Source organism: Vibrio sp. 10N.261.51.F12 (assembly GCF_041471725.1).
Classification (GTDB): domain Bacteria; phylum Pseudomonadota; class Gammaproteobacteria; order Enterobacterales; family Vibrionaceae; genus Vibrio.
The window spans coordinates 74,927-89,195 of sequence record NZ_JBFROV010000027.1 but is presented as its reverse complement, the minus strand read 5'-3'; the positions used below and the strand labels follow the sequence as shown (position 1 = coordinate 89,195).

Annotated in this window: 10 protein-coding genes and 1 pseudogene; 1 reads left to right on the top strand and 10 read right to left on the bottom strand. The window is 43.8% G+C overall.

Annotated features, from left to right (window positions below):
• Positions 1 to 38: 38 nt before the first annotated feature.
• On the top strand, positions 39 to 977 hold the full coding sequence (gene ylqF, locus AB4405_RS16010) for a ribosome biogenesis GTPase YlqF (protein WP_372061802.1): 939 nt from the start codon (positions 39 to 41) through the stop codon (positions 975 to 977).
• A gap of 203 nt (positions 978 to 1,180) precedes the next feature.
• Here the strand turns inward: ylqF and AB4405_RS16005 are convergent, their stop codons facing one another.
• From AB4405_RS16005 to AB4405_RS15960, 10 genes and pseudogenes are all read right to left on the bottom strand, one after another.
• Complete coding sequence (locus AB4405_RS16005) at positions 1,181 to 2,179, bottom strand: hypothetical protein (RefSeq protein WP_372061801.1); 999 nt, start codon at positions 2,177 to 2,179, stop codon at positions 1,181 to 1,183.
• On the bottom strand, positions 2,172 to 2,810 hold the full coding sequence (locus AB4405_RS16000) for a DUF1007 family protein (RefSeq protein WP_372061799.1): 639 nt from the start codon (positions 2,808 to 2,810) through the stop codon (positions 2,172 to 2,174). Before AB4405_RS16000 ends, AB4405_RS16005 begins: the two co-directional genes overlap by 8 nt.
• Positions 2,811 to 2,850: 40 nt before the next feature.
• Positions 2,851 to 4,134: a peptidoglycan DD-metalloendopeptidase family protein gene (locus AB4405_RS15995; protein WP_372061797.1), complete on the bottom strand. Its 1,284-nt coding sequence runs from the start codon at positions 4,132 to 4,134 to the stop codon at positions 2,851 to 2,853.
• 209 nt (positions 4,135 to 4,343) lie between these two features.
• Positions 4,344 to 5,714, bottom strand: coding sequence for a sodium:alanine symporter family protein (locus AB4405_RS15990; RefSeq protein ID WP_102469302.1), 1,371 nt, complete (start codon positions 5,712 to 5,714; stop codon positions 4,344 to 4,346).
• Between the two features lie 910 nt (positions 5,715 to 6,624).
• The gene (locus tag AB4405_RS15985) at positions 6,625 to 7,329 is read right to left on the bottom strand and encodes a response regulator (protein WP_372061796.1); all 705 of its coding nucleotides are present in this window, start codon (positions 7,327 to 7,329) and stop codon (positions 6,625 to 6,627) included.
• A 29-nt stretch (positions 7,330 to 7,358) separates the two neighbouring features.
• Positions 7,359 to 8,786 carry an ATP-binding protein gene (locus tag AB4405_RS15980; protein ID WP_372061795.1) on the bottom strand — a complete coding sequence of 476 codons (1,428 nt, stop codon included), beginning with the start codon at positions 8,784 to 8,786 and terminating at the stop codon, positions 7,359 to 7,361.
• Positions 8,787 to 8,797: 11 nt separating this feature from the next.
• Positions 8,798 to 10,792, bottom strand: a complete 1,995-nt coding sequence (locus tag AB4405_RS15975; RefSeq protein ID WP_372061794.1) for a MacB family efflux pump subunit — start codon at positions 10,790 to 10,792, stop codon at positions 8,798 to 8,800.
• 2 nt (positions 10,793 to 10,794) lie between these two features.
• Positions 10,795 to 11,991 (bottom strand): efflux RND transporter periplasmic adaptor subunit, encoded by a 1,197-nt coding sequence (locus AB4405_RS15970; protein ID WP_372061793.1) that lies wholly within the window; start codon positions 11,989 to 11,991, stop codon positions 10,795 to 10,797.
• Positions 11,992 to 12,502: 511 nt separating this feature from the next.
• Positions 12,503 to 12,895: pseudogene (locus tag AB4405_RS15965) on the bottom strand (helix-turn-helix domain-containing protein); the annotation flags it as partial.
• Between the two features lie 780 nt (positions 12,896 to 13,675).
• Positions 13,676 to 13,831 (bottom strand): hypothetical protein, encoded by a 156-nt coding sequence (locus AB4405_RS15960; protein WP_372061792.1) that lies wholly within the window; start codon positions 13,829 to 13,831, stop codon positions 13,676 to 13,678.
• Positions 13,832 to 14,269 lie beyond the last annotated feature (438 nt).

Genomic DNA, 14,269 nt, shown 5'->3' with positions numbered 1-14,269 from the left:
TACAATGTGCACAAATTTAAAAATTGAGGTTTTCATTCATGTCCATTCAATGGTTTCCGGGCCACATGCACAAGGCACTTAAAGAGATTGAGGAAGTCATTCCGCAAGTCGATGTCATTATCGAAGTCCTTGATGCTCGAATTCCTTTTAGTAGTGAGAACCCAACGATAGCGACGTTACGAGGTGATAAGCCCGTCGTTAAAGTGCTAAACAAGCGTGATTTGGCCGATCCTGAAAAAACGGAATTGTGGATCAACCACCTTGAAAAAGAACAAGGCGTAAAAGCGATCGCTATTACCACTAGCAACCCACACGAAGTGCAGCAAATCTTGGACCTGTGTCGAAAACTGGCGCCTAATCGCGAAAGCATTGGCAAGAATATACGCACCATGATTATGGGAATCCCTAACGTGGGTAAATCGACCATCATCAATAGCCTTGCGGGTCGAACTATCGCAGTAACGGGTAACCAACCAGCAGTAACACGCCGCCAGCAACGAATTAATCTCCAGAATGGTGTCGTCTTGTCTGATACTCCTGGTGTACTTTGGCCAAAAGTAGAGAACCCGCACAGTGGTTTTCGCCTTGCCGCAACAGGGGCAGTAAAAGACACCGCCATCGAGTATGACGAAGTGGCTTTTTATACGGTTGAGTATCTGGCCCAGCACTACGCTGATCGCCTTAAAGAGCGCTACCAAATTGATGAAGAGCTGCCTGAATCAGATTTGGAGTTGATGGAGCTGATCGGTAAAAAACGCGGCGCATTGCAGTCGGGTGGTCGCGTTAACCTTCACAAAGCCTCAGAGATATTACTCCACGAATTACGCAGCGGCACTTTAGGGCAGATTACTTTGGAACTTCCAGAGATGATTACTAAAGAGCTCGTGGAAGTTGAGATTGAAGAAGCGAGAAAAACCGAAGCCAAAATTAAGAAAAAAGAAGAACGTCGTAAGCGTTACCTAAAGAACAAACGCTAGCGAGCTCTATGGGCACCTTGAATTCACACAAAACGCTCCTACATTAGGAGCGTTTTTTTATTACTAGACCACGGCAATATCTCTATTGCTCGAGTTTCTAAAAACCTAAATGGTACAGATTGATGAGTAGGCACATAACCTGTTTACCTACGTTGCCTTCTGGTTACCTACAATATCGATAGTTGTCCAGTACAGGTATTTAATTACAATACAGGTGACATTGTCACCGTACCGCTCATAAATAAACCCCACCCCAGCAAGATGTAAAATGTACTGATACACAGTGGTCTTATCTGTCGCCATAATAGTACGCCCTTTGGCTCAACCGCGTTCACTGGGCTTTTACTGGAAAGTCGTCTATCCAAGCTATATCCAGCCAATGACACGAGCAAGAGAGACAAAAAGCTACCGATAAAACTCGCCACTAATAATTGGGTCGCCACCATTCGATCAAACCACAATGCACTGTACAGAAAAATCAAGCTCGTACTCAGACACGGCCTAAGTGCAATAACGCCCATAACAGCATAGGAGGACAAAGCATGCGATTTCAACGTCGATGGTAGCAACCTAGACCATCGTGTCTTCGTCGATAAGTTCACCACAGGCACCCCGCACGGTTTTAAATTCGCTCTACTTGAATCATGCGTATTGCGTGCAATGTAGGTTCTTAGTACGCCGCCTTTTTTTAGCAACCATGACATCAACCCTAACGCTCCCAGTATTGCCATGGCCGCACCGACTATTTGATTTAATCCACCAACTAAAGTGATGGTATCTTTGAATCCCAAAGCTAAGACCCATTGAATAACGGTCACGACCAGGTAGGTGCTAACACCCTGAATTAGGTTTATCAACAAGGCTAATAACACTACCTTAGCGAGCGTTGGCCGAGTATCACGCATCGCGATAAACAAGACTGACTTACCATGCCCAGGCCCTAATGAATGTACAAATCCGTAGGCAAAGACTCCAAAGCCTATCAGCCAAAAATTAACACTTAATTGGTTATCAGGGTCATCAACATGGTCTAGTCCTTCCAGCATAGTTTCTAGAAGGTCACGCTGGAATGACTGAAATATCCAACGCACCATCCACCAGTTTTCATGTAGCCACCATAGCGAACACAAAAGCCCAACACTGAACAAAACAACAAACGCTACCCTAGACGCAACCTGCACCTTACACACTCTACTATCCACACCCTATACTCACCGTCTGGCTAAAATGCTGACCAAGCTCTGAGTCTTCAACGCTATCTCTCTCCAGCGACATCGCGTATTGCTGGATAGCCTGTGACGGTTCGGGTTGCTGCAATGCAACTCGGCAAGATGCCGATAATGCAGGGTCGATAACAATCGCCTGTTTAGATTTCCATGTAATATCGATAAAGTAAGTATTATCGTACGTTTGAATATCTAGGCGCTGATTTGATACATCAATTGACTTTGATAGCGGCAAAATAAAGGTGAGCACCATACGTCTTCCCTGCTTAGTCAGCGAATAAACCGAAGGGATGCGAAATTTTAAAGGCTGACCATCAACATAAAGGTAAGTAAAGTAATGGGTATTGAGAAGATTAGACATCAAGCGTTGAGCTTCCAATTGTGACTTTACCTCATCACTAAAAATCGAAAAATCCCCATCGAGGGCATAAGCACTAGTAAAGGGATCAAATACCCACTCCATTTCTAAGCGATCTATTTGCGTTGCCTCCCCTTGTAACGTCAAGGTGTTACCAATCCAAGAATGTGGATGCGCCTGAGACGGCATAGGAAGTAGTAATATAGATAGCAGTAAGGCCGCTGTTAGTAGCATTATCAAAGGTTGCATCGTTGACACTCTAACCCCAGATAGATAGCACAAAAGCCACTCACGACACATGTGTTATCCCTGAGGCATCATGAGTATTTTCCCAGTATTGAACGGATTTTTCATCAAACATCGCAACGAGTGCGGAAAAAGCCGGTTTTTCATCTTTAGAAATTGCCTGAGCGAGCGGCAAGTTTGCCTTCATAGCGTCAACCGGACGGTTTCTTACTAACACCTCAAAATGAAGATGCGGCCCAGTCAAACGGCCCGTTGCACCCGATAACGCAACTTTTTGACCACGTTTCACTTTTTCTCCAACGCGGACTAGGAACTTGCTCAAGTGTAAATAGCGCGTTGTGTAGACACTGTTGTGTTCAATGACCAAATACTTACCTGCATAGGGGTGGTTTTTTATTGCGACTACCTGACCGTCACCTGTGGAATAAATTGGAGTATCAACTGGTGTGGCAAAATCTGTCCCATTGTGCGGCGTTACCCTACCCGTGACAGGGTGTTTACGATGAGGGTTAAACGGCGATGTAATTCGACGATACTCTTTGGCAATGGGATAACGGTTGAATGCTTGTTCTAAACTATTTCCGTCACGATCATAGAAGCGTCCATCTTCCGCTAGAAACGCCGATATCGGTCCGTTGCTTAGATTAAATCGAATCCCTTGGATCTCTGTTTTCCCTGTTGGTCGAGTTCCTAAATACTGTTCATTAACAAGCACTTCAAAGCGATCGCCCTTTCTGAGGTCTCGTGAAAAGTTAATCTTGTCCGATAAAACACGGCTGATAGTCGCTATCTGGCGAGACGTTAATCCGTGATTATTTGCGGCTACAGAGAAGCTTCCTGTGATCTCTCCGGCGTACATCTGAGAGTGCCATTCGCCACCCTCTTCGACGTATTCATAGTCAAACTCCCCTTCTTTGTTCAGTACATAAACGGCTCGCTCAGCAAGGCTATGATGATAAATTAATTGAATCAGGTGTTGATCAGTGGCATCAACCACAAGTTCTAATCGCGCTTTTGGAGTCAGGTTATCCAATTTCAGATCGGACACGTCTGCGGCAAGTAGCTTCGATAACGTGGCTTGTGGCAATGAGAATTTATCAAAAATTAAGCTAAGCGAATCGCCTTCTTGAATCACATAGTGGATTCGTTGCACCCTTAAAGGGGCACGTTGAGGTTCTGATTCCACCGTATTCGCGTAAGGGGTAACCTTGATTGTGGTATCGACTAATGGTTGAGCCGTTGAAAAATAGCTCACTTTGACAAGATAAATTGCCGCAATTACGACAACAATCAAGATAGATAGAAACACAGGACGTTTTAACAGCATAGAGATAGATAAGATCAAACAAATAAGTTGTTACGTTATAACATAACACCCAATTCGTTTGTATAATTATTTATAGACACACAAAAATACCAGCTCGCGAGTCAATCACTCTTTAACGCTTGAACTAAAAGAGTGATTGGGAAGCTCGGGCCAAGTCCACTTAGTAATAACAATCCGTGAGATTGGCCTTATCTTGTCGGAGGTTACGTCTATTTCACTTCGGCGGTAGGTGCTGATTTATTTTCTTTAGCGAAATACGATTTTGTCAGGGCGAAAACCACGGGGCTAAGTACTGCTAGCGCGATAAGGTTTGGAATTGCCATCATCGCATTCAGTGTATCACTGAGTAACCATACGAAACTCAATTCCATCGTTGCACCCACGGGCAGTGCCAGAACAAAGATCACGCGAAATGGCAGAATTGCCTTATCTCCAAATAGATACTTTGCACAGCGCTCGCCATAAACTGACCAGCCAACAATTGTTGTAAAGGCGAATACTGTCAAGCTGATTGCTACGATATAGTTGCCGAAACCAGGGATAACTTGACCGAATGCCGCGGAAGTCAACGCCGCCCCATCAGCACCCGATGTCCACTCGCCTGATACAATTATAACCATACCGGTAATAGTACAGATAACCAGTGTATCAAGGAACGTACCTAGCATCGCGATAAGGCCCTGTCGTACGGGGTCGTTTGTTTGTGCACTTGCATGAGCAATTGGAGCCGAACCCAGCCCTGCTTCATTTGAGAATACCCCACGTGCGACACCAAAACGAATTGCCATCCATACCGTTGCGCCTGCAAAACCACCTTGCGCCGATGTTGGAGAAAAAGCTTGCTCGATTACAAGGGCAAATGCACCAGGAAGTGCAGAAGCATTTAAGCTTAAGATCACGACACCACACAAAACGTAAGCAACGGCCATAACGGGTACCAATGCACCAGCAAATGCGCCTATACGTTTAAGTCCACCGATAATAACAGCGCCAGCCAGAATCATGATGATGATCCCAACCACCAATGGAGAAAAGGCAAAATTTGACTCTAAAACTTGAGCAATCGAGTTTGATTGCACGCCATTACCAATACCAAAACAAGCAAACGTACCAAATACGGCAAACAAAGATCCTAACCAAGCCCACTTTTTACCCATGCCGTTTTTGATGTAATACATCGGTCCACCTAAGTATCGACCTTGCTCATCCGTTTCACGGTATTTGACCGCAAGTACGGCTTCTGCGTATTTTGTAGCGAGACCAAATAGTGCCGTGACCCACATCCAAAAAAGTGCACCCGGCCCACCAATAAACACAGCAGTTGCAACACCAGCAATGTTACCTGTACCCACCGTTGCTGACATTGCCGTCATAAGAGCTTGAAAGGGTGGGATTTCACCTTTTTCTTTCACTTGGTCTCGACTGCTCAATAACAGTTTAAATGCTTTGGGTATATTAAATAGTGGCATGAATTTAAGGCCAATACTGAGAAAGATACCAACGCCAAGTATTAATACCAGCATAGGGACACCCCAGACGATTCCGTTGATTGTACCGACCATTTGATTAAGTAATTCCATTTAATTTTCCTATCACAAAGTAAGTGAGATATTTCCTTGGTGTGATCAATGCATTTTACATTCCAATAACCACACAAAGTTAAAGGTCATGTGATTTCACTAGTTGAATAACAGCCACAACACGGCTAACTGTGATCTCAAACCTGATTTTATTACTAAAAATCCGATAGTTAGCAAAGAAGTGATAACGACAAAAATAGATTCAATCTCATGACGCACCAATAAAGTGCATGAAACGGTAAAATATGGTGCAGTGAACAGATTGTCTGTTCCAGCATGACTGGACCATCATCTAAGTGATGACTTGCCACACTTAAATAGGACATGTTGACCTTTAGAAGTAACTTTTAGACATGCGTCGGTAACCGCATCATTCGAAATGCCAGCGATAGCATACTGGCATAGTTTCTTGATAACTATCGTAACGACGTGATAGTTGGAGATAGTGTTTGACTGTCACGAATGCCAAGCCTAAGGGGTGAAAATCAAGATTGATCAATTTCAAAAACGTTTCTGGATAGATCCGTCTTAGCTTATCGCTCTTTAACCCATCTCTATTAGGCTGTCATCCTCGTGCAGACGAGGATCTTCATCAGCGTGTGACTCACTTAATTAGAAATGAATGAAATCAAAATAGGTCCACAACGCGCTGATGAAGATCCCCTTTTTCAAGGGGATGACGGTTAGTTTTTGTTTGTGGGAGCAGTAAAATGACAGAGTCTATTCTTTACTGACCAGACACGCTGACGGAATCTGAACTGGCACGCATTTGGACATTTTTGTGTCAGTGAATTTGCGAATCTAATTTCTGACGAATTAGCAGGGGTATGGCAAAACTTCTGATCGAGTGGCCAGTTTTTATCATCCACTACACACCCAATCGTCATCTCGCTAACTGGCTATACACAGATTATTTAAGTGTTTCATGCAACAATTTGTAGCCCACCCCATAAACCGAACGGATAGGGTTCGCTGTTGGTGCAACGGCATGTATTTTTTTGCGGATGTTCTTAATGTGGGTATCAATATTTCTGTCTGATACATCCGCAAGATCACTGTAAAGCGCATTGAGAATATCATCACGACTATACACTCGCCCCGGATGCTCAACCAACAGACGAAGTAACATAAACTCTTTGGGCGTTAAGTCGAGAAAGCAGCCGCTAAATCGAGCCTCATACTCGTCAGGCTTCAATACAAATTGCCCTAAAACTAACTCAGGGCTATGTATGGCAGGATTCGGTTGAATCGCCAAAGTTCGGCGCAGTACCGTTTTGACCCTCGCAATCACCTCTCTAGGGCTAAACGGCTTGCAAATATAATCATCGGCTCCGAGCTCTAAACCAATCAATCGGTCGATCTCTTCACTTTTTGCGGTCACCATAATAATGGGCAACTGAGAGAACTGGCGAACCTGTTTGCATATCTCGATACCGTCCATATCTGGCAACATTAAATCAAGCAGCATTAAGTCAAACGTCTGCGACTTCACCGTCGCCACGACTTCTCCACCCGACGCAAGATGGGTCACTTCAAAACCGCTATTTTGGCAATACGCAATCAAGACTTCAGCAATGTATTCTTCGTCTTCCACAATCAAAATATGCGTCTTCATTCTCTTCTTCCTCTATCGAAGTCTTATTGTTAGGTAGTATGGCGATGGATCGGTAGGGTTATCATCATTTTAACACCGCCCATATCTGACTTTTTAGCGCAAATAGTGCCTTGATGTGCCTCGATAATTTGCTGACACAATGCCAAACCAATACCGGAGCCGCCATGCTCTCGGCTGCGAGATTGTTCTACTCGATAAAAGCGTTCAAATACTTGAGTGAAATCGCCTTCAGGTATCGATGGCGATGTATCTTCGATAATCACCTCAACATTATTTTTATCTTTGCGAAGTGATAAAGCAATACCTCCCGGTGCGTCGGTATAGCGGCAACTATTTTCCATTATATTGATAAACAACTGCGTCAAACGATCTCTATCTGCGATGACGAAGCACTCAGCATTCTCTCTCAAATACAACGCTTCACATTGTAATGCCAACCCAAACTCATCGGTTTTCACCTTAAAGCCAAGTAAGATATCTTTGAGGAGTTCAACGAGATTAAATAATGTTTTTTTGTATGACAATCCACCAATGTCGGTAATGGACAATTGATAAATGTCACCCACCAAATGACTCATTCCATCTATTTGGTCAATCATCACCTGTAAACGCTTTTCATCTGCTTTAAAAATTCCGTCTTGAATCGCATTGAGTTGCCCTCGAACAACCGTTAGGGGTGTTTTCAGTTCGTGTGCAACATCTGACATCCATTTAGAACGTTCCGTTGTGTTCTTCTCCAACGTCTGAGCCAGAATATTTATATTGTCCGTTAGGACACCCAACTCATCGTTGCTATTGCTAACCACTCTTGTAGCAAGGTTACCTTGAATTAATTGAGTCGTACCTTGATTGACCCTAAATATGGGCGCAACCAAGTGACGTGAGAAAAGCCAGGCAGTCACAAACGCAAGGGCAATGACGGCGAGCGTAATAGAGACATAACTTTGATATTGCTCAGCCAAAAATGCGTTGGCAGGGCTGTGTTCAGCCAGCCGCGAAGGAACATAACTGAGCCAGCCGATCACGGCACCGTCTAACACGATGGCGTGAGTAAAGGCGATTTCAGCAATTTGAGAACGGCCTACCACGACCGTTTTATTTACATCATACAAACTGAGCCTTCGCTGTGTTTGCAATAACTGGCTTATACCTGTTGTATCTGTCGGTATAGATAGCGACGCATGATCGTCACCCGCTCTTCTCGTGCCAACGAGACGTCGCCAATGGCTTTCATCGTCTTTTAACGACTGCCACGAACCATTTACTTGATAAAACTCGCTTAATTTCTGGCTGACTTGTTCGACATAATTCGATTCAGCATCTTTAATGAAATCATTAAAACCTGTTGACAGGTTTTGCATGATCAGAGCGAGCATAATGCACACAGCCAAAAAGCTTGTAATACAAAACGCTAGAAAGAACTTATGAATGATCTTCAGCTTAAAATTCACTTTCAACGTCTGTTTCCTTATCCTTTAGATAGCGCATCTACAGGGTTTAATCTTGCTGCATTTCTGGCCGGCAAGAAACCAAACAGAACCCCAATCAGTGTTGAGCACATAAAGGCGGCAATAATTGAGTTGGTCGAATAAATCAGACTCAATCCACCGCTCATTGATGAGATAACCAAACCCACAACGTAAGCTAAGCCAATACCCAAAGCACCGCCACATAGACACACCAGAACCGCCTCGATTAAAAACTGTCTCATAATATCCGCTTGTCTTGCCCCTACGGCCATTCGGATACCAATCTCTCGTGTGCGCTCGGTGACCGACACCAACATGATATTCATCACACCGATACCACCAACCACCAATGAAATAAAGGCAATGGCCGAGATAAGTAACGTCATCGTTGATGAGGTTTGTTCAATGTTTTCCCTTACCGTATCCGTATTAACAGTAAAGAAGTCTTCTACGCCATGACGCATTTTAATTAAATTAATGATCGCTTGCTCTGCGGCGATACTCGATACGTCATCACTCACCCTAACTGTAATATCATTGACGTAATTTTGGCTGTAGATACGAGAGTTTACCGTACTATAAGGCAGCCATACATTCAGAGCATCGCTATTACCAGATGCCATTTTACTTGCTTCAGTGACTCCGATAATGCGCACTGGCAACTGGCCCAAAAAGATAACCTGCCCAAGTGCATCACCATCAGGAAAGAGATCGTTTAAGGTGTTATTGTCAATGACTGCGACTTGATCCAATGAAGCGACACTTTGCTCATCAAACAATTGCCCTTGTGCTAACTCAAAACCTTGCACGCGAAAATGGTCAGGACCAACGCCTAGCACCTCTGCGGTGACGACCTCACTAGCATAGCGTACAGTGACATTGGCACGTACGGTTGGCGTCACGCTATCAACAAATGATAGATTCGTTAAGGCATTTGCATCACTTGCGGTTAGCGTTCTTATTCGTCCCGCACGTTTATCACCTAAACCAGATCCGGGTTTAATTTCAATGGTATTGGTCCCCATCGAAGCCATTTGTGACAACACTTGCGCCTGGGAACCATTTCCGATCGCCACTACGGATACCACCGAGGCAATACCGATGATGATCCCCAGCATCGTTAAAAACGTTCTTAGGCGGTGACTGCCCATCGCCGATAGTGACATTTTGAACGCTTCAACAAAGCTGAACCACTGTGCGGAAAATGGCCTTGATGTGAATGTATTCGCTTTTTTTTGTTCTGAAACACTTGTCGATGAAGTAGCTATTTCCGAATTAGCTATTACTGAATGTTTATTTGAGGCGTTATCGTTAGTGATATCACTAACGATTTCACCATCAGATATTTCAATAACACGCTCTGCTGATGCGGCAATTTTAGGGTCATGAGTGACCAGTACAATAGTGTGCCCTTGATGATGCAACTCTCCTAGTAGCTGCATCATTTCTTTACCGCTGTGACTATCAAGTGCACCGGTCGGTTCATCGGCAAGGACCACCGTACCACCATTAATTAAAGCGCGAGCGACACTGACCCGTTGTTGCTGTCCACCACTCAATTGGCTAGGCTTGTGACCCATACGATCGGCTAATCCCAATTTGTTTAACAACTTCTCTGCGCGTGCCTGACGCGACAATTTATTTTCTGCCGAGTAGAGCGCCGGAATTTCAACGTTTCCGATAGCAGTTAGATCATCCAACAAGTGATAACGCTGAAATATGAAACCAAAATAGTCACGTCGTAACTCTGCTAGTTGGTCTGGATTCATTACGGAGGTATCTTGACCATTGACCAGATACGCCCCTTCACTGGGTGTATCTAAGCAACCTAAAATATTCATTAGGGTTGATTTACCCGAACCGGATGCCCCCATAATCGCAATCATTTCGCCGCGACGAATAGTCAGATTGACGTTGTTCAATACCGTTAATTCCTCATCACCAGCAGGAAACCGACGACTAAGACCTGAGACTTCTAATAATACGTCACTCATGGTTAAGATCTCCCGCCTTTTTCTTGTCCTAATGTGGATGGCATATTAAAACTTGATGCCGATTTGGTGTTTGCCTGACCCATAACGACTCGATCGCCTTGCTCTAACCCACTCAGCACTTGCGCATACACCTTATTGTCGATACCAATCTCAACATCTCGCATTTCCAACGCCCCATCAACCAATACAGGGATACGATAACGATTATCGCCCGGCAACTTGCGAGTGAGAATTTGGGATGGAACCAGTAATGCATCTTGCGCTGAATTTAAAACAATCGACACTTGCGCTGTCATACCGAAACGAAGCAACCCTTCCGTGTTGTCGACATCAAATACCGCGTTGTAGTAAATAGCATCATTATCACCAATGTTAAGGCTACTATCATCACCGGTAAGAAGGGTTGGCCCTGGCTCTATTGTTCTTAGTTCACCATGAAAATAGTGTTGTGGGGCGCCTAAAATCGAAAAATATACTTTTTGTCCTGTCGTAACGTGAATAATGTCGGCTTCAGATACTTGCGCCTTGACCGTCATAACATCGAGTTGAGCCACTTCCACAATAGAAGGTGTAGACTGGTTTGTATTCACGGTTTGCCCCTCTTCGACAGAAACATAAACAACAGTGCCATGAATGGGTGACTCAATCGTTGTGTAGCCTAAGTCCAACTGGGCATCATCAACATTGATCAACGCTTTCTCTTTTTCAGCAACCAGTTGGTCTAATTCCGATTTATAAACAATAAGTTCCGCTTCCGCAGCGTCATACAAAGACTGTGAGGTGAGATTTTTTTCAAGCATCATCTTCTGCCTTTCGAAAGACAGTTGAGAGTGATGAATTTGCGCTACTTTCGCTTGATATTGAGCGTTAATACTGGTCAATGATGCTTGGGCTTCTTTTAATGCGTTTTCTTGAGAAAGGTTGTCAATTTGCGCAATGAGAGCCCCCGCTTCAAGCCTGTCGCCAACCGAAACGGCTATCGACTCTAACTTACCGGATACTTGGGCCCCAACATTCACCATTTTGGACGGATATAACACACCGTTAGTTAGCACCACATCTTCAATATTCCCGATGCAAACAGGCTCCGTAGAATACGCCATGGTTGAGGCGTCGTTCTTCGTATAAAAATAAGCGGCGACGGCACCGGTAGCGACAACAAGTAAAGTGATCGTCACTAAACGTTTGATATTTTTCATGTGCAAGTTTCCCCAATTTCTTAACTGTTATTAGGATAACGGAAAAATGTGAGGGAACTTTGAGACAAGATTTAATTATTAACTACTGATAATAAACGGTTTTTTCTGGTTTAGGTTGAATTGTGTGGTGAGTGTGTGGCGATAAGAGAAGTAACTAGCCACAACCCAGGAAATTCTGCACCATTTCTTTTTTTAAAACTTGTTGTCGTGAGTCTATATCAACATAACCATGCGCTAAGGCTTAGTTGGAGAGTATGTATATGGTTAACACGGCTAGATATTCTATCGCCAATAGGGTTATTGGTCTTGCTTTTTGCCATTCATTAGGTTTTGGGCTCTTCTCCGCTTACGTGAGCTTGATCTTTGAGTAAAAGGTTGAATAAGTGTCAGGTAAAGATGTTTGTCTTATCTTCAATTTAAAGTAATCAGTATCTCTCACCCCTCGGGCTCTACGTCTGAGTAAACCTATATTTCGACTGACAGTTACTCGAAAAAAGAGAGCAGGACTTCGTTCAACCCAAATTAAATGACCAGAAATCAGATTATATACCAGCGTCATATAATCATGGCTTTTAGCTCTGGCAACTTCATCGACACCGATGTGGATTAAGTTGCTCAGTTTCTTGGGGTCTAACGCTGGCTGGCTTGAACGCAGGTATTCTCGATCAATATTCTTTACGGTTTCCCAACGAATACCTAAGTGCTGAGAGACAGCATGGATACTCATATGACGACATAATCCACTTATAAACTTGCAGAAACGAGCGGTACATCTACCTCCTTTAGCAACATATTCCGTTGCTTCAATCAGTCTTCTTCCTGCCTTGTTTCTCGCCTGAGCTAGCTCAATTTCAGTCGTACATGGTCGACCGCTAATAGGAAGATCCTGAATACGCCTTCGAATTGGTCTGGCCAGAGACTTATGGACACTTTACTGCTATGAGAAAACTGAAGCTATCAGTGATGTGAGCAAGTGTGATCACATACTGACGTAACTCATTTCGGGGCAAAACTAAGCTAGCCACCATATGATACTCTTGTGGTTCAGAGAGGGTTGTCGGTAGATTCCTTTCTTCAAAAGAATGACGAATTCTTAGATATTTTTTTACTGATTTTAAGGATAGCTTTTGTCTAAAAGCGTGTCTGTTCGCTCTTTACCAGCACAAAATAGACTCTGGTACGTGACTGCTCTCGTTGATCAAAATAAATCGTCACCCCCTTGAAAAAGGGGATCTTCATCAGCGCGTTATGAGTCTATTTTTCGGAATTCGTTTCTATTTTATGTGAGTAATACGCTTTGGGAGATCCTCGTTTCCAAGGATGACGACCTAATTTTGAGGGATTAGAAAATGACAAACTATGAGGTCGCAGTCCAATAGTGTGTGCGTGAGGTATTGCCGAAAAAGAAAAACCCCGAGACCTTTCGGCTTCGGGGTTATAACTCTTACTCGCAGCAATCCTGCTACTAAAGGTGCTCCATGCATCAATCCATAACAGTAATGCTGAAATCCGTCAGCTTATTCCGTTCATCGCCATCCTAGCGGTGTCCAAAATGGTGTTCCTTACCCGCTAACCATCCTCGTTAGCTTACCTCACTCGTTCCTAAGCGGTGTCCATTGCATCTATCCTGATGCTTGTTCCCTACTTCATCCAAAAGTGTCCACTGCCTTCCTTAGTTCGTTACCTATCCTAGTAACGGTTGCATCACTTCAATGTCCTGTTTGCTCTCCGTGCCGACGGCGTATCCTAAACCATCGAATCGTCTTCCTGACGATGCCCATTCCTTGCGCCTTTCCTGTTCCGTGTCGCTATCCTGTCGACAAGAGATAGAATACGGCATTATCGAACTTTTGACGTGTTATATAGATGTGAAACCAAAAGATTTGAATACCACAATCACATAAAGTAAATTAAAAACAAACAGTTAGACAAGTGCCCATCATAAAACCAGCGACATTAGTACTCTTGACTCACGCAAGCGTAAGCGATCTCGCACAAAATGCTGAGACAATGCGGCACTTAGGCAAAGGAGCAAGTTAATACGATGTTGTCAGACATTGGATTTATCGATGGTTGCACAGTGGTGTGTGCATAAATTTAGGCAATTATGGCACTAGGTGTCTGCTGACAGCCACTTAAGAGCGTAAATCGGCACGACAGCTTAGAAAGCAATTAAACGTTGTATGTCCATCAATAAACCTCTTCATCAAAATCTTTAGATAAATAACCCTCTCAGCATCTCACTCAGGGGGTATTTATAAGCGGAGCCAGTATCTCT

Coding starts and splice junctions, on each gene's coding strand:
- AB4405_RS15995 (WP_372061797.1), bottom strand. CDS start 4,134: ATGCTGTTAAAACGTCCTGTGTTTCTATCTATCTTGATTGTTGTCGTA.
- ylqF (WP_372061802.1), top strand. CDS start 39: ATGTCCATTCAATGGTTTCCGGGCCACATGCACAAGGCACTTAAAGAG.
- AB4405_RS15960 (WP_372061792.1), bottom strand. CDS start 13,831: ATGCCGTATTCTATCTCTTGTCGACAGGATAGCGACACGGAACAGGAA.
- AB4405_RS15985 (WP_372061796.1), bottom strand. CDS start 7,329: ATGAAGACGCATATTTTGATTGTGGAAGACGAAGAATACATTGCTGAA.
- AB4405_RS15970 (WP_372061793.1), bottom strand. CDS start 11,991: ATGAAAAATATCAAACGTTTAGTGACGATCACTTTACTTGTTGTCGCT.
- AB4405_RS15990 (WP_102469302.1), bottom strand. CDS start 5,714: ATGGAATTACTTAATCAAATGGTCGGTACAATCAACGGAATCGTCTGG.
- AB4405_RS16000 (WP_372061799.1), bottom strand. CDS start 2,810: ATGCAACCTTTGATAATGCTACTAACAGCGGCCTTACTGCTATCTATA.
- AB4405_RS15975 (WP_372061794.1), bottom strand. CDS start 10,792: ATGAGTGACGTATTATTAGAAGTCTCAGGTCTTAGTCGTCGGTTTCCT.